Consider the following 15,220-nt stretch of genomic DNA (forward strand, 5'->3'; position numbering starts at 1 on the left):
CGCGGCGGCGGCTCAGGGGCGCTTCAGGCTGTCGCGGATTTCGCGCAGGAGGGCAATGTCCTCCGGCGGTGCCACCGGCGCCGCGGGCGCCTCCGCATGCGTCTTGCGCAGCTTGTTGATCTGCTTGACCATCATGAAGATGATGAAGGCAAGGATGACGAAGTTGACCGCGATGGTGATGAAATTGCCATAGGCCAGCACCGGCACGCCGGCCTTCTTGAGGTCGGCCAGGTTGTTGGCGACACCCGGCGGCGCGGTGCCCAGTACCACGTACAGGTTCGAGAAATCCAGCTTGCCGAACACCAGCCCGACGACCGGCATGATGATGTCGGCAACGATCGAATCGACGATCTTCCCGAATGCCGCGCCAATGATCACGCCGACTGCGAGATCGATCACGTTGCCCTTGACGGCAAATTCCTTGAACTCACTGAGGATGCTCATGATTTCAATATGCTCCAGGAGCGCTGGTGTTGAAGGTGCCGCAAGTATGCCTTCGGAACGGCTCCGGCCGGCGATGGCGCACCAATAGAAAAGCGCACATATTTCACGTTAATGAATAATTTCTGGTTAATTGCCACCGGCTTCGGTGACAGCGGCTTCCTGTTGCCCACTGCATTGGGAATTGCAATTTGGCTTGCAATCGACCGCAGCACGCGCCCGGCGGCGGTGCGATGGGCGCTGCTATTCGGCGGTTGCGGTTTCATCGTGATGCTGTCCAAGCTCCTCTTCATGGGCTGGGGCATTGGCAGCGCCCATTTTGATTTCATCGGCTTCAGCGGGCATACCGCGCTGGCAACCAGCGTCTGGCCGGTCGTTTTCTGGCTGGCGGCGCGGCGGCGCGCACCAAACGTGCGCATGGTGGCTGCGGTATCGGGATGGGTATGGGGCGCCTTCATTGGTGCGTCGCGCCTGGCCCTCGAAGTTCACTCCACCGCAGAGGTCGTCACGGGGGCGATGCTTGGAACAGTTGTAAGCGCAAGCTTTTTGCTGTTGCATTGGCACCAGTCCATGTCGGTCAAAACACCACGCTGGCTCGCCTGGGCGATGGCGCTGCCGCTCCTCTTTTTCATAGTGGGGCGGCCTGCACCCACACAGGACGCGCTGGAGGCCCTCGCAGCGTGGATGGCGGGCATCGAGCGCCCTTTCACCCGAGCCGATCTCCTGCAGAACCGCAGGGCCGTGCGTCAGCCTGCCAAAAGCACACAGTTTCTTACAAAAGAGCAAAGCTTTTCGGCGGGCGATTGACGCGGAAGATTTGTGGTCGGAGCGCCACAATTGCTCCGCGCAACCAGTTAATTGATAGTTCACATTTGCAAACTGCAAGACACAGCTGAAAGCGTGTCATCGAAGCCCCTTTTCCCAATGAAAGAGGCGCTTCAGACATTGATTCCCGAGATAACCCCATCGAGTCCCGGGTTAATCCGCATATAGACACATTTTTTGCATCTATTGAACGGAAAAGGGTCAATGTGCGGGCAGCGACAATTCGTTCCGGCCCGCCTGTCCACGATGCGCGGGCTTTGCTTTGACAAACCGCGGCAAAAAAAGTCCCGCCCAATATCAACTGGGCTCGGGCCTTGCATATGAATCGCGGCTGCTGAAAACCAATTTGTGCAATGGGGATCAATTTGACACGCTTCGTGAACCCGAAGGGGTGGGGTTTTGCCCTAATGGGCGCGTTATTGCTGCAGGGCTGCGCACCGGGCTTCAATTCCGTGGGCGCCTACGAGGCGGACCAGAGCCTGCCGCCGGAGTTCCAGTACCTGCCGGCCGATGGTGCGCCGGATGGCGTCATCACGTCCATTTCGCCGGCCTTGATCCGCACGATGGCCGAGTCTCAGCCGGCAGCGGTTCCTGCGGAGGTGAAGGCGCTTTTCGGCGAATCGCCGGTCTACACCATCGGCCCGGGCGACGTCGTGGGCGTGATCGTCTATGACCATCCGGAACTGCTGCCGAATGCCGGTGCGGTGATCACGCAGCAGGCAGACCCGACGGGCATCAGCGTGGCGCCCGGCTTCATCGTCGGCGCGGACGGGCAGATCACGTTCCCCTATATCGGCCGCGTCAAGCTCCAGGGGCTGACCGAAATCGAGGCCTCCGACCTCATCGCGGACCGCATCGCCACCTACATCAAGGCGCCGCAGGTCACGGTGCGCATCCAGTCCTTCCGAAGCCGCCGCGCCTTTGTCGAGGGCGAAGTGCGAAACCCGGGGCTGCAGATCTTCACCGACGTGCCGATGACGCTGGCCGAAGCCCTCAGCCGGGCCGGCGGCATCACCGCCAATGGCGACCGCTCGTTCGTGACGCTCACGCGCGGCGACAAGACCACGCTCATCAACCTGCCCAACCTGCAGGACCTGGGCGCGGACGCGAGCAGGATTCCGCTGCGCAACGGCGACGTGGTCCAGGTGCGGCACCGCGACGAGAGCAAGGTGTTCGTGATGGGCGAAATTGCCCGTCCGTCGGCGCTGCTCATGCACAACGGGCGGCTCAGCCTCAATGAGGCGCTGGGCGAGGCTGGCGGCCCCAGCCTGACTTCGGCCAACACGGGCCAGATCTACGTCATCCGCAACAACGCGCGGGGCTTGCCGGCCATCTTCCACCTGAATGCCAAGAACCCGGCCGCGCTGGGCCTGGCCGAACGCTTCCCGCTGCAGCCGCGCGACGTCGTCTACATCGATTCGGTGCCGCTGGTTACCTGGAACCGCCTGGCCAGCCTGGTCCTGCCGGCCGCGCAAGTGATCAACGCCGGCGACGAAGTCTGGAGCCGCCACAGATGAAATCGGTCCTGACAGTCTGCATCGGCAACATCTGCCGCAGCCCGATGGCGGAAGGCATCCTGGCCGCGGGCCTGCCGCATCTTCGCGTGGTGTCGGCCGGCACCGGCGCTCTCGTGGGCAAGCCGGCCGACGCGATGGCGCAGAAGCTCATGCAGGAGCGCGGCATCGACATTTCCGGCCACCTGGCACAGCAGGTGAACCAGATGCTGTGCCGGCAGGCGGACCTGATCCTTGTCATGGACATGGCGCAGCGCCGCCATCTCGAGTCGGCCTACCCCTTCGTGCGCGGCAAGGTCTTTCGCATCGCCGAGGCCGCCAAGCAGGACGTGCCCGATCCCTACAAACAGGACGAGGCGGCCTTCGAGCATGCCCTGGCGCTCATCGACGTGGGAGCCAGGACATGGATCGACCGCATTTTGAAAATTACAAAACCTGAGCAGCAACCGACATGAACGCACCCCAGCAAGCCGCCCTGCCGATGCCCGCGCTGGAAGAGGAGAACGACGGGTTCAACTTCGTCGAGTACCTGGACATCCTGATCGACCACCGGTGGTTCATTGCCGTCGTGGTTGCCGTGGCCTTGCTGCTCGGCGCGGCCTACGCCCTTTTCGGGCAGCCGATGTACGAAACCAATGTGGCCGTGCAGGTCGAGGACTCCGGCAATTCGGCAGGCAGCTTCCTGGGCGATGCGGCGTCGTCGCTGCTGAGCGTGAAGACGCCGGCCGCGGGCGAGATCGAAATCATCAAGTCGCGCGCCATCCTCGGTCAGGCGGTGGAGAACACCAAGCTGTACATCAGCGCGCAGCCGCGCTATGCCCCCATCGTGGGCAGTTGGCTCGCGCGGCGCGCCACCGAGCTGTCGGACCCGGGCTTCATGGGGCTTTCCGGCTACGTGACCGGGGCCGAGGCGATCATGGTTCCGCAGTTCGACGTGCCCGCGGATCTCGAAGCGAAGCAATTCATGCTGACTCTCGGGCCGGACAACCGCTACGAGCTGCTCGTTCCCAACGTCGACACCCCGCTCAAGGGCACCGTCGGAACCCCGCTCGTGGCCAACGTTCCGGGCGGCAGCCTCCGGCTGCTGGTCAGCTCCGTCAGCGCCAAGCCCGGCGCGCAGTTCCAACTGGTCCGCAATTCCAGGCAACTGGCGCTGCTGTCGCTACAGGACAACCTCAAGGTCGTCGAAAAAGGCAAGCAGTCCGGCGTTCTCGACGTCAGCCTGAAAAGCCCGAATCCGGAAAAGCTGACGCAGCTGCTCAATGAAATCGGGCGGCTCTATGTCCGCCAGAACATCGAGCGCAAGGCTGCCGAGGCCGAAAAGACCCTGGGCTTCCTGGACACCGCGCTGCCGCAATTCAAGAAGCAGCTCGAGCAGTCCGAAGACCTCTACAACCGCTATCGAAACGAGAACGGCACCGTCAGCCTCGATGACGAGGCCAAGAACGCGCTGGCCCAGACGGTCGACCTGCAATCCAAGCTGCTCGAAGCCGAACAGAAGCGGCGGGAACTTTCGGCACGCTTCACCGACAAGCACCCGAATCTCCAGACGCTGGACGCGCAGATTTCGGCCTGGCGCAGCCAGATCTCGGCGGTCGATTCGCGCATCCGGAAGATGCCGCTGCTGCAGCAGAACACCGTTCAGATGCAGCGCGACATCAAGGTCAACACCGACCTCTACGTGTCGCTCCTGAACAGCTCGCTGCAGATGCGGCTGGCCAAGGAGGGCAAGGTCGGCAACGTGCGCCTGCTGGACGATGCCATCCTCCCCGAGGAGCCGGTCTGGCCCAAGCGGCCGCTGGTCATCGCCCTGGCCCTGCTGCTAGGCCTGGGGGCCGGCGTCGTGCTCGCGATTGCCAAGAACTCGCTGTTCGGCGGCATCCGCAATCCGAGCGAGATCGAGATGCACACGGGCCTCAACGTGTACAGCAGCATTCCGTTGAGCCCGGCCCAGCGGACGATCGACAAGAACATCGAGACCAAGGCGCCGGGGATGCACGTTCTTGCCCTCCAGCAATCGGAGGATCCCGCGGTCGAAAGCCTGCGCAGCCTGCGGACCGCATTGCAGTTTGCCATGCTGGAAGCGCCCAACAACCGCCTGCTCATTTCCGGCGCGACGCCGGGAGTCGGGAAGACCTTTGTCTCGGTCAATTTCGCGGCCATCACCGCGGCCTCGGGAAAGAAGGTCCTGCTGATCGACGCCGACCTGCGCAAGGGCCGGGTCAATCAATTCTTCTCCCTTTCCCGCTCGTCGGGCCTTTCGGAATTGATTGCCGGCACGCTGGACACGGAAAAAGCCATTCGCTCGTCGATCCTGCCGAACCTGGACGTCATGACGACCGGGGTGCTGCCGCCCAATCCGGCGGAATTGCTCATGAGCGATTCTTTTTCCCAGATCCTGGAAAAGCTTTCGCCGGATTACGACCTTGTGATTATTGATACGGCGCCAGTGCTGGTGGCAGCGGACACCGCATCAGTGGCCCCGCTTGCGGGCTCTCTTCTCCTCGTGGCCCGGGCGGAAAAGACGCACCTGGGCGAATTGAACGAAAGCGTCAGAAGGCTGGCGCACGCGGGCTGCTCGGCCAATGGCGTAATTTTGAATGCTATGGACTTATCCCGGCGCCATGCGGGAAGCAGCAGCTACAAATACGGCGGTTACCGTTACACACACTATAAATACAAAAACAACAGGGATACCACCTAGTCTGGCCGATGGTTTCTGAGAAAATTAAGTGACATTGTGATAATTATCACATCACGCACTAAATCGGTGCCTTCAATCAAACGCTAATAACAAAGGACTAGAGACAAGTGTGTCGCTCTTTTGTATTACGTATTTGGATCGCTCGGCCTGCGCATTGATTTTTCTGCGCTGCAACCTTCACGGCTTCCGTGCAAGGCCGTATTGGCCTGAAAACCGAGCCGCCACGTATCACTGAACCCGAAAGGGACAAGCACCTGCTTGTAAGACGAAAGGTTCTCCTGCAATGAGAGTTCTCAAGCTGCAAATTTGCCTCCGCTTCCAATGTGAGAAGGGCGCATTCCTATGACGAATTTCCGCCATGAAGAGTCGATGGCACCCGCAGGCGACGAAGCGATCGGCGCCATTGCGAATGACGTCGCATGGACGAGGGTGCAGCATCCCGCGATGCTGCGCGCCGGGAAAAGAGCGGTGGACGTTGCCGCTGCGCTGTTCTTTTTCTGCGCCTTCGGCTGGCTTTACGTCCTGATCGCCCTGGGCGTGTTCATCACTTCCGGAGCGCCTGTCCTGTATTCCCAGCCGCGCTTCGGGCGGGGAGGGCGCGTGTTCAAGTTCTACAAGTTCCGCTCGATGCTGCCGAACTCCGCCCAGATCCTCGAGGAGCATTTGCGGAACGACCCGGTCGCGCGCCAGCAGTGGGACGACTATCAAAAGCTCGAAAACGACCCACGCATCACGCGCTTCGGCAAGTTCATCCGCAAGACCAGCCTGGACGAGCTGCCGCAGTTCTGGAATGTGCTCGTGGGCGACATGAGCCTGGTCGGACCCCGGCCGTGCATGCTCGACCAGAAGGTCCTGTACGGGGCGGACTGGTCGTTCTATTGCGCCGTCCGGCCCGGCATCACGGGCCTGTGGCAGGTCAGCGGGCGCAACCAGCTGAGCTACAAGAAACGCGTGGCGCTGGATGTCGCCTACGTCGAGACGCTCTCGGTCGGCCGGGACATCGGCATCTTCATCAGGACCATCTGGGTGGTCGCCGTGGGCCACGGCTCGCGATGAGCGGCCTGGCTTCGAAGGCAATCGAGCTTTGATTCACAGATGAAAAAGATCCTTATCTGCGCCGTGCCCTTCAGCGACAACCTGGGCGACGGAGTCATCGCGGCTTCCCTGGCTCATATTGCGGGCCTGAAGTATCCGCAGGCCAGGGTCGAATTCCTGGACATTGCCGGCCGGCTCGGCTTCGAGGAAGAAAACCTGCGTGGCGGCGGCGCATTCCGGCTCTTTGCGAAGCTGCCTTCGTTCATCAGGTCGGTGATCGTGTTCCTGTATTGCCTCAAAGGCTATTTTCTCGGCTGGCGGAAAAACTGGAAGGCCGCGGTGGACGACGCGGACCTGATCGTCATTGGCGGCGGTCAGCTGTTTTGCGACGTGGCGCTCAATTTTCCGGCAAAGCTGTTTCTCCTGAGCAGGCTGCTGCGTGGAAAGAAGGTGGTGGTCCTGTCGGTTGGGGTGACGGCGAAATGGTCTTTTCTCGGGCGCTTTCTCGTCGGGCGATTCCTGAAAAATGCGAGGCCCGCCTTCTATGCCACGCGCGACCAGGAATCGGCCAGCAACCTGCACAATTACTTCCGAATTCCGAGAAGCGACATACAGGTCGTGCCGGACCCGGCGCTCATTTGTGCCGACGCTTTTTCGGAAGAGCTTTCGCCGGAAAAAAACTGGGACATCGGAATTTGCGTCAGCAGCCTCGATGCCCTGGTCATGAATTCCGAATACGAAGGCTCCAATTCAACGCAGTCAGCCAAGTTTTTTGCCGCCCTGGCCGAATCATTGCGGGCCGAGGGAAAGCGGGTGCTTTATTTCACGAACGGCGCCTCCGAAGACAACAAGGTCCTGGAAGAAATTTCTTCGACCTCCGATGCGCCGAAATCGATTTTTCTCGTTCCCCGGCACCCGGACGAACTCGTTGCCTTGATCAGCGCGTGCTCGTGCATCGTGGCCCACCGGCTGCACGCGAATATCGTGGCCTACGGTTTGAACATTCCGTCCATAGGAATGAATTGGGACAAGAAGGTGGAGTCGTTTTTCGAACTGACCGGCAGAAAGCGCTACCTCTTCGACTTGTCGCCCCGGGTCGAAAAGCTCGGTACCTCGGTGCTGGGCCTGCTCGATGACCGGCACCCGGACCGGAAAGCGCTCGACGCATTGAGAAGCCAGGTGGTGGCCGGTATCCATGCATTGATCTGATGGGCACCTCTATGAAGATATTGCACGTTGCCGAAACGCTCAAGGGCGGGCTCGAAACCTATCTTCGGCTGGTTTCGGGTTTTCAGCAGAACTCTCCGGTGATCAGCCAGGCCAAGTTCATATTGCCCGGCCCGGTGGAGTGGCTGAATTCCCAGGACACGCATGTGGTTCCCACGGCCCGCAGTCCTCTTGCCCTTGCGAGCTACGCCGCCGAGATCAAGAAAATCATCCGTTCGGAGCGCCCCGCGGTTCTTCACCTGCACAGCTCGATTCCGGGCGGGATCGTTCGCGCCTTGGCGCTGCTCGGCCAGGTGCCGGCCGAGACAAAGATTGTCTATTGCTCGCACGGCTGGGCTTTCGACCAGGTCGGGCCCGCGTACAAGAAGTCGATCTATCGATGGATCGAATGGCTGCTTTCCCATTGGAGCGACGCGATCATCTGCATCAGCGGCCACGAGTTCCGTGTTGCCGAGAAATTCGGCATCAAGCGGTGCAAGTGCATTCCGAACGGAATTCAGCCCATCGCTCCCATTTCGGAAAACACGGTGGCTCCCAAGGTCCCGGCACGGCCCCGGAGGGTTCTTTTCGTGGGGCGGCTCGACCGGCAGAAGGGCATCGACGCCTTGCTCGACGCCTATGCCCGCGTCCAGCCCGGCTTCAAGCTCGTGATCGTGGGCGGAGCCGTCAGAAACGATCTTTCCCTTGCACGCTCGAGCGAGATCGAGTTCGCCGGATGGCTCGAGAAGGACGAACTCGAAGAAGCCTACAGGTCGTGCGACGCCGTCATCGTTCCCTCCCGGTGGGAAGGCTTCGGCCTCGTCGCGGTCGAGGCGATGGCCCGGAGCAAGCCGGTTTTTGCGTCCGCCGTGGGCGGTCTCGTCGATATCGTCGAAGACAACAGGAACGGACGGCTGTTTTCGCTCGACGCACTGGACGACGTGCTGCGCGAGATCGACCGGATCTCCGATGAGGAATTGCAACGGATGGGACGTGCCGGGCGTGAGATTTTCGAGGAGAAATACACCGCCGACCGAATGAACGCCGCCATCCTGGACTTGTACAAGGAGTCGGTACAGTGATGAAGCCTTCATCTTTTTCTTCGGCGGCAGGGCGTTTGCTGAGTGCTTTCAGGCTGCTGTGCGCGTCGGCGGCGCTGGCGGCCGTGGCCTGCCCGGCGCAGGCGCGCGGCATTGCCGAACTGGGCACGGAATATCCGGTCGCGCTGAGCGTGCAGATCGACCCGGCCACCATCTCGAACGAGGACTTGAACGAGATCAGGGCATCGGGCTTCGAATTCGTGAGATTCGGCGCGCGGCCGCCGCTGAAGAGCGTCAACCCGGCATCGGTCGACTATTCGGACCTGATCAAGCGCGTGAAAAACGCCAGGCTCCAGGCGATCGTGACCTTGTTCGGGGGCCGCGAGATCTGGGGGCAGAGTCCGGCGGAAGCGGGCGAGGGGCAGCGCGAAAAACTGTTTGCCAAGTTCGCGCTCGAGTTCATGAGCGCGCACGCGGCCGATGTCGCCGTCTGGGAATTGTGGAACGAGCCCGATCACAAGACCTTCCTGAACCCGGCGCTTTTTTCGAGCTTTGAAACCGCGACCGCCGAGTTCTGCCGCAGCATCGCGCAAATGAAGACGCCGCCGAAGATCGTCATGGGATTCGGCTTTGCGAAGCTCCCTTTCAGCCCGGGCCAGGTTCCGCCGCAGCTCGAGAATGCCTTCGTGTCGGCGGCCAAGGCCGACTGCCTGACGGACATATCGATCCATCCCTACCGCTCCATTCCGGAAACCGCCATTGCGGACTATGGAAAGCTGCGCGCGAAGCTCGACCAGCAGCAGCTCGGAAAGATCGGAATCGTCGCTTCCGAATGGGGCTATGCGTCCTACCTGCCGGTCCGGGATCGCAACACCCAGGCTTCGCTGATCCTGCGGGAATACCTGACCAACGTGGCCGCGGGCATCAAGCTGCTGAATCTCTATGCCTGGCAGGACCGGGGAACCTCCGTCATTTCGAGGGAGGACAATTTCGGTCTCAAGTCGAAGGGCGGCGAGAAGAAGGAGGCCTTTTCGAGCCTCACCGAATTCCTCAGGATCGCCCGGAATTCGAAGAAAGTTTCATATCAGAGCAATGCTGGCCTGAACAAGCTGGTGCTGAGCCGCGGGAATTCCTTGCTGCACGTGGTGTGGACGCAAAGCGGCGAGCAGAACGTGCTGGTTCCGGCCGAGAAGGGGAAGAAGTGCACGCGGGTCGACTTCTTCCCGCAGGTGCGCCGCGGAAGCTGCGGCAGCCCCGTCGATGGGGGCTTTGCTGCCAAGGCCACCGACTATCCGGTCCTGCTTTCCATTTCGGATTAGGGTGAACAGGCCCAGGATGGCGTCCCTGTCCGGAATTCGAAAGCGCCTCGCAGGTCCGATCTATGCAGTTGCAGACCAGTGCATCTACAGCGCGAGCCAGCTGCTGCTGAGCTTCGCGCTGGCGCGGGCGCTGTCGCCCTCCGATTTCGGCATTGCCTCGGCGTTCCTGGCGATCGTCAGCTTCCAGTACATCGTGCATACCGCAGTGGTGCACGAGCCGCTGCTGATCAAGCGCTATTACGCGGGCCGATCCGCCGCCTGGTGGAGCTGGGCGCTCGTGTTGGCGGTCTCCATTGCCGGCTTCCTGGCCTGGCAGTTCACGAGTTTTCCGGGCCCGCTGAGCTGGGCCGGCGTGGCCCTGATTGCGGGCTATGAAATATTCTGGATTTCCCGGAGCATCCTGCTCGTGGGACGCCGCTACCTGGTGCTCTGTGCATCCGGCGTGCTGATCTGCATTGGATACGTGGGGGTCCTGATCGGCCTGAAGCCTGCCTCATGGACGCAGGCGCTGCTGTGGATTGCCGTCATCCAGCTGCCCTTTGCCTTCCTGGTGGCGATGAGCCTGCGCCATGTGGTGGCGCCGCTGCCGGCCGCGGCCAACGCCCAGGCCCTGACGCTCGGGGAAGCCGCCAGCTACGGCTGGAAGGCCAGCCTTTCGCAGCTCATGAGCTGGATCATGACGGGAGGCGCCATCCTGCTGCTGGGTTCCTCCGCGGACTCGGCGCAGGGCGGGCTGCTGAAGATCTACATCACCTTCCTGCTGCCGATGCAGTACGTGCTGCTTGCGCTGGGCTACTACATCCTGCCAAGGCTGGCGGCCAGCTGGACATCCGATCGGCGCAGGGACGCCTTTCGCCTGTTCGTCAAGTTCGTCGTCTTCGGTTTCGTGGTGGCCGAGATCGGCGGAGTCCTCCTGGGCCTGCTGGGCCCGTACCTCGTGGTCCTGGCCTTCGGCAAGAACTACGGCGGAATGGATTTTTCGCCGTTCTTCTACGCGCCCGCCATCTTCGGCCTGACGATGTGCCTGCGCACGGGTTTCAGGGCCGCCGGCCGGCCTGGTGCGCTTCTGTGGTGCTCGATCTTCGGTGCGCTGGTGTTCGCTGCGGCCATGCTCGCGGCCAGGCCGCCGATTTCCTACATCCAGACCATCAACGCCATGACGCTGGGCTTTGCCTGCATGGCGGCCATGATGATGGCCTGGCTGTTCTTCATCATGCGCGGCGCCGCTGCGGCGCCGGCCCGCTGAGCCGGCAACGCATGAAAACGGTTCAGCACTAGTTCAGGCTCAGCCCTGGTTCGGAAACACCGCGGAACCGGCTCTGCCGGGCCGCTGGTGTGGCCCCCTTGAGGGGGGAGTCGAGCGACACGAAGCGAGCGAGGGGCGGGGGTGGGTCCTACCGCCGCTCGAAGTTCAGGATGTTGTCGCCCGTGCGCGGCGTGCCGCTGTCCGGCGGTGCGAACTTGTAGGCGCTCGGGTCGCGGGCCGAGGTCATCTCGTAGAGCGGGTGGATCCGGCCGAGCCGCGCACCGCCGTCGCGCACCAGCGGCGCCCAGGCGAAGTTGGCGGTGAACTTGTTCGAACGCGGCAGCAGCGCGTCGAAGGGCACGGAAAGATAGATGCCCTTGTCGAAGCTGCCTTCGCCGAACTGCCTGGCCGAAACGTTGGTCTTGGTGGCATAGGCGCCGAGCACCACGCCGTTGTCGAAGCGGCGGCTGATGTCGATGGTGACGCCGCGGTCGCCCGCCAGGTACTGGCCCGCGCTGATCTTGGCCAGCACGCCGTTCCAGCCGGTGTCCCAGTAGAGCGTGGCGTGGCCGGTGTTCACCTTGTAGTCGCGCAGGCCGAAGTCCTGTTCGAAGTCGCGCTGGCGCACGTGGTTGAAGTCGACGCCGAAGGCGATCCGGCTGCGCCATGGCCGGTAGAGCCACTCCGCGCCGACGCCCGCATACATGGCTTCCAGTGCACCGCCGTACACGCTGTAGTACTGGTTGTCGGAAAGCCTGCCCACGTGCGTCAGCTGGAGCACCGGCATGGTCAGCCGCTTGGCCGTGACGTACTCGCGCTGGAGGGTTCGCACGCGGGGCAGGTTGCTGCCCGCCGTGTAGGTGAACTTGTCGAAGTTGTCGACCAGGCGCAGGTTCAGCGCGCCGTTGACCCAGGTGCTGGGCGTGAAGCGGTATTCCGCCACCGCCTGCACGCCGATCTGGTAGAGCAGGAATGCGTTGGGCCCGCCGAGGATCTGGCCGAGGCTGGGCGTGAGGCCGATGCTGAACTTGTCGCTGCGGCGCTCCCACGGGCCAAGGGCCTTGTTGTCAGCCGTGGCGGAGGAGGAGGCTGCGGATGCGGCCGCAATGTTGGCGCTGCTGCCCGGTGGAACGAAGGTGGCCGGATCGCCCGAGCCCACGGGCGGGGGCGCATAGTCGCGCTGGCTGGCCGCGCGAACCTCGCCGGGCGTCTGCGCCTGGTAGTGCGCCGTCACCCATTCGTTGCGGTTGACCACTTGCGCGTGCATCGGCAGGCCCCGCTCCGAATAGTGGAGCACGAAGTTCTTGATCGAGGCCGGGGCATCGCGATGCAGCACGGCAATGATCTTCTCGACCCGCACATCCCGGTAGACGGTGGCGCTTTCGGTGATCCACACATGCAGCATCTGGCCTTGCGGCGCGATGCGCTGGATGGTCCAGTCGGTGCGGCTTTCGATGTCGGCCGCGGTGGCTGCCCAGCCCGGCGAAGCGGCGGGCGGGTCCGGCGAAAAGCTCGGCGCCGGCGGGTCTGCCGCCTTGGGCATCTGCATCGTGGCCAGGTTGGTCTGCAGCGTGACGCCCAGCATCACCTTGTTGCCGCGTTCGAAACCGGCCGAGAAAGTCACGCCGGGCGAGTAGCGGTACTCCAGGCCGATGTTGAACGGGGAGCGCTGCCGCTGGGGGTTCTCGAGCGGCTCGTTCTTGTAGTCGTTGCCGTCGTATTCGAGCTTGAGCGTCAGCGGATCCCAGGGCGTGCGCCATTGGACGCCGCCAAAGAGCGCGGCGGGTCCGCGAAAGAGCCGGCCGAAGTTGGCACCGCCCCAGGTCGTCTCGCTCACGCGGGTCTTGAAGCGGCTGCTCAGCAAGCCGAAAGGGTTGCTGATGTTGCCGCTGCTCCCCAGGTAGCCCCAGCCGATGCCGAGGCTGAAATCCAGGTCGCCGTGGCGCTTGCTTGCCACCAGGTACTCGGACGAAAAGAGGCCGGTGCCGCCGATGTCGCGAAAGCCCAGGGCCACCTCGGGCAGGTAGGCCGACTCCTTCCACAGCCGCGCCTTCAGGTCGATGCTCTTGTCCTTGTAGCCCTGGTTGCTGAGGCCGATGCCGTAGATCCGGTTGCTGATGGAGGTGTAGCGAAAGCCCGCTTCCAGCCAATCCAGCGGCTGGAACATGACGTTCAGCCGCGTGTAGGGCGAGACATGCGTGAGCGAGGTCCGCATGTCGCCGGCCTGGCCCATGCGGGCCGTGGGCGTCTGCAGCAGGCCGGTTTCGCCCCAGTCGTTGCCGCTCGTCTGGAGCGCGCGGTATTGCGGTGCCGCCTCGGGGCGCACGGAAATGGCGGTCGACGGCGCCGGCGCGGCGGGGGCCGGCGGTACGTCGGGCAAGGCCGGCAGGGCGGGTGCAGCGGGTGCGGTGATGGCGGCGGCCGGTACGGCCGCACCAGCCGAAGGCTGCAGGATCGCGCCGCCTTGCGGCGAAGGCCCTTGCGTGGCCAGAAACTTGATGATGCCCTCGGAGATCGCCTCCAGGTCGTCCATGCCGCGCGGCGCGGCCCAGATCCATGCGCCCGGCGCCGGCTCGTTCGAGGGATGCGCATTCCAGTGCGCCACGCCCACGCGGGCCGTGCGTCCGTCGGGCTGGGCGACCCAGGCCCAGTCGTGCCTGCCCTCGGGGCTGCAGGCGGCAACGTAGTCCCACGCCGTGCGGCCGGGTTCGTGGGCCACCTGGCAAAGCTGCCCATCGGGCTGCAGCACCGAAATGGTCTTCAGCACGGGCGGCGGCGCAACGAGTTGCTGGCCGGCCGTCAGCACCGGATCCTCTTCCGGATGCGCCTGGAGCCAGCGCGGATCGACGATGCCGAGCGCGACGCGGCCGGTCACCGGCAGGCCCTGCAGCCAGGCCATCAGCTGCTTGCGCCGGCCCTGCTCTTCGCGCGGCACGCGCCGGCTGGCGGCATCGAGTCGCAGCAGCAGGGTGTTCTTCAGGAACTGCTGCGCCAGGCGCTCTTGCGGGATGCGCCATGCCAATCCCGGGGAAGCCGTTTCCGCCGGCTGGCGCAGCAGCCAGGCGCTCAGCCGCTCGCCGGGACGGATGTCTGCGTCGTCGGCGGGTGATTTGTTGTCGACGGGGCTGTTGCCCAAAGGCTGTGCGCCGGCGGCGCAACCCGCCGCCAGTGCGCAGGCCACCGCCGCGCGAAGAGGCCAGGGATGTCTGCCGAAGCCACGCAGGAGCGAACTGCTCATGTACCAGCGCTCGCCGCTGCGACGGGTGCTGGGGGGGGAGGCGTCCACTGCTCGAAGCTCATACACAGATCATTGGAAATACATTGCTCGGAATAGACGACCCGAGGCGCGCCGCCCGCGTGCGAAACGCCAAAGCGCGCCGGAGGCAGCGAGGCGCTCGCCGGATGCGAAACGCTGCGCTCCTCGTACCAGCGCAGCGACGCGGCAGCCGTGCCGGCGAGCGCGGTCTGCTGCGGCGCAGCAATGGGCGTCCGCACGATCTCGTCGCGAATGCCGAACCGGTAGCCCGGCATCATGTCGCGCTCGCGCTGGTAGGTCTTTTGCGCCGCGCCGTCCGCATCGCCGGTCCACGCGGGCAGGCTGGAAAAGCGCACCTCGCGCCAGTCGGTGCCGAGGCCGGTGGTTCCCACGAGGCGCCCGTCGAGCAGCCTCACGACCTCGCCGTTGCCGCTGTACCAGACCTCGACGGCACCTTCAGGGCGCTTGTCGATGTAACCGAGCACCATGTAGACCGTCTGCTCGCCGACGGCGACCCGCAAATAGCGGTAATTCGGGTTGAAAGTGGGCTGGGGCGCCGCGGCGCTGCCGCCATAGATATGCCGCGCCGTGACCAGCATGGCCGAGGATCCGGAAGAACAGCCGCCAACGCCCA

At 63.5% G+C, this 15,220-nt stretch carries 12 protein-coding genes; 9 read left to right on the forward strand and 3 right to left on the reverse strand.

Annotation, left to right across the window (positions count from 1 at the left end; all coding sequences use genetic code 11):
* Window positions 1-12 precede the first annotated feature (12 nt).
* Window positions 13-444: a large conductance mechanosensitive channel protein MscL gene (gene mscL, locus FB547_RS07875; protein WP_145741089.1), complete on the reverse strand. Its 432-nt coding sequence runs from the start codon at window positions 442-444 to the stop codon at window positions 13-15.
* A 111-nt stretch (window positions 445-555) separates the two neighbouring features.
* Between mscL and FB547_RS07880 the strand changes: the two genes are divergently transcribed.
* The 9 genes from FB547_RS07880 (at window position 556) to FB547_RS07920 (ending at window position 11,330) form a co-directional block, all read left to right on the forward strand.
* Window positions 556-1,248 carry a phosphatase PAP2 family protein gene (locus FB547_RS07880; protein ID WP_145741091.1) on the forward strand — a complete coding sequence of 231 codons (693 nt, stop codon included), beginning with the start codon at window positions 556-558 and terminating at the stop codon, window positions 1,246-1,248.
* A gap of 371 nt (window positions 1,249-1,619) precedes the next feature.
* Window positions 1,620-2,783, forward strand: a complete 1,164-nt coding sequence (locus FB547_RS07885; RefSeq protein WP_145741092.1) for a polysaccharide biosynthesis/export family protein — start codon at window positions 1,620-1,622, stop codon at window positions 2,781-2,783.
* Window positions 2,780-3,235, forward strand: a complete 456-nt coding sequence (locus tag FB547_RS07890; protein WP_145741094.1) for a low molecular weight protein-tyrosine-phosphatase — start codon at window positions 2,780-2,782, stop codon at window positions 3,233-3,235. Before FB547_RS07885 ends, FB547_RS07890 begins: the two co-directional genes overlap by 4 nt.
* The gene (locus FB547_RS07895) at window positions 3,232-5,484 is read left to right on the forward strand and encodes a polysaccharide biosynthesis tyrosine autokinase (RefSeq protein WP_145741096.1); all 2,253 of its coding nucleotides are present in this window, start codon (window positions 3,232-3,234) and stop codon (window positions 5,482-5,484) included. Before FB547_RS07890 ends, FB547_RS07895 begins: the two co-directional genes overlap by 4 nt.
* A 342-nt stretch (window positions 5,485-5,826) precedes the next feature.
* Window positions 5,827-6,540 carry a sugar transferase gene (locus FB547_RS07900; protein WP_145741098.1) on the forward strand — a complete coding sequence of 238 codons (714 nt, stop codon included), beginning with the start codon at window positions 5,827-5,829 and terminating at the stop codon, window positions 6,538-6,540.
* Window positions 6,541-6,579: 39 nt separating this feature from the next.
* Window positions 6,580-7,728 (forward strand): polysaccharide pyruvyl transferase family protein, encoded by a 1,149-nt coding sequence (locus tag FB547_RS07905; protein WP_145741100.1) that lies wholly within the window; start codon window positions 6,580-6,582, stop codon window positions 7,726-7,728.
* 11 nt (window positions 7,729-7,739) lie between these two features.
* On the forward strand, window positions 7,740-8,807 hold the full coding sequence (locus tag FB547_RS07910; protein WP_145741102.1) for a glycosyltransferase family 4 protein: 1,068 nt from the start codon (window positions 7,740-7,742) through the stop codon (window positions 8,805-8,807).
* Window positions 8,807-10,084 carry a hypothetical protein gene (locus tag FB547_RS07915; RefSeq protein ID WP_225612778.1) on the forward strand — a complete coding sequence of 426 codons (1,278 nt, stop codon included), beginning with the start codon at window positions 8,807-8,809 and terminating at the stop codon, window positions 10,082-10,084. The genes FB547_RS07910 and FB547_RS07915 overlap by 1 nt, the downstream gene beginning before the upstream one ends.
* Window positions 10,085-10,100: 16 nt before the next feature.
* A complete protein-coding gene (locus FB547_RS07920) occupies window positions 10,101-11,330 on the forward strand; it encodes a lipopolysaccharide biosynthesis protein (protein WP_145741106.1) in 1,230 nt (409 codons plus the stop codon).
* 148 nt (window positions 11,331-11,478) lie between these two features.
* On the opposite strand, the gene FB547_RS07925 is transcribed toward FB547_RS07920, so the two are convergent.
* Window positions 11,479-14,568 carry a YjbH domain-containing protein gene (locus FB547_RS07925; RefSeq protein ID WP_145741108.1) on the reverse strand — a complete coding sequence of 1,030 codons (3,090 nt, stop codon included), beginning with the start codon at window positions 14,566-14,568 and terminating at the stop codon, window positions 11,479-11,481.
* On the reverse strand, window positions 14,565-15,185 hold the full coding sequence (locus FB547_RS07930; RefSeq protein ID WP_186454128.1) for a YjbF family lipoprotein: 621 nt from the start codon (window positions 15,183-15,185) through the stop codon (window positions 14,565-14,567). The genes FB547_RS07925 and FB547_RS07930 overlap by 4 nt, the downstream gene beginning before the upstream one ends.
* Window positions 15,186-15,220 lie beyond the last annotated feature (35 nt).

The organism is Variovorax beijingensis (assembly GCF_007828835.1).
Lineage (GTDB): Bacteria > Pseudomonadota > Gammaproteobacteria > Burkholderiales > Burkholderiaceae_C > Variovorax > Variovorax beijingensis_A.

What these genes read in the sequence shown, in the direction of transcription:
- mscL (WP_145741089.1), bottom strand. Translation starts at nt 444, where the DNA reads ATGAGCATCCTCAGTGAGTTCAAGGAATTTGCCGTCAAGGGCAACGTG.
- FB547_RS07880 (WP_145741091.1), top strand. Translation starts at nt 556, where the DNA reads ATGAATAATTTCTGGTTAATTGCCACCGGCTTCGGTGACAGCGGCTTC.
- FB547_RS07885 (WP_145741092.1), top strand. Translation starts at nt 1,620, where the DNA reads ATGGGGATCAATTTGACACGCTTCGTGAACCCGAAGGGGTGGGGTTTT.
- FB547_RS07890 (WP_145741094.1), top strand. Translation starts at nt 2,780, where the DNA reads ATGAAATCGGTCCTGACAGTCTGCATCGGCAACATCTGCCGCAGCCCG.
- FB547_RS07895 (WP_145741096.1), top strand. Translation starts at nt 3,232, where the DNA reads ATGAACGCACCCCAGCAAGCCGCCCTGCCGATGCCCGCGCTGGAAGAG.
- FB547_RS07900 (WP_145741098.1), top strand. Translation starts at nt 5,827, where the DNA reads ATGACGAATTTCCGCCATGAAGAGTCGATGGCACCCGCAGGCGACGAA.
- FB547_RS07905 (WP_145741100.1), top strand. Translation starts at nt 6,580, where the DNA reads ATGAAAAAGATCCTTATCTGCGCCGTGCCCTTCAGCGACAACCTGGGC.
- FB547_RS07910 (WP_145741102.1), top strand. Translation starts at nt 7,740, where the DNA reads ATGAAGATATTGCACGTTGCCGAAACGCTCAAGGGCGGGCTCGAAACC.
- FB547_RS07915 (WP_225612778.1), top strand. Translation starts at nt 8,807, where the DNA reads ATGAAGCCTTCATCTTTTTCTTCGGCGGCAGGGCGTTTGCTGAGTGCT.
- FB547_RS07920 (WP_145741106.1), top strand. Translation starts at nt 10,101, where the DNA reads ATGGCGTCCCTGTCCGGAATTCGAAAGCGCCTCGCAGGTCCGATCTAT.
- FB547_RS07925 (WP_145741108.1), bottom strand. Translation starts at nt 14,568, where the DNA reads ATGAGCAGTTCGCTCCTGCGTGGCTTCGGCAGACATCCCTGGCCTCTT.
- FB547_RS07930 (WP_186454128.1), bottom strand. Translation starts at nt 15,185, where the DNA reads ATGCTGGTCACGGCGCGGCATATCTATGGCGGCAGCGCCGCGGCGCCC.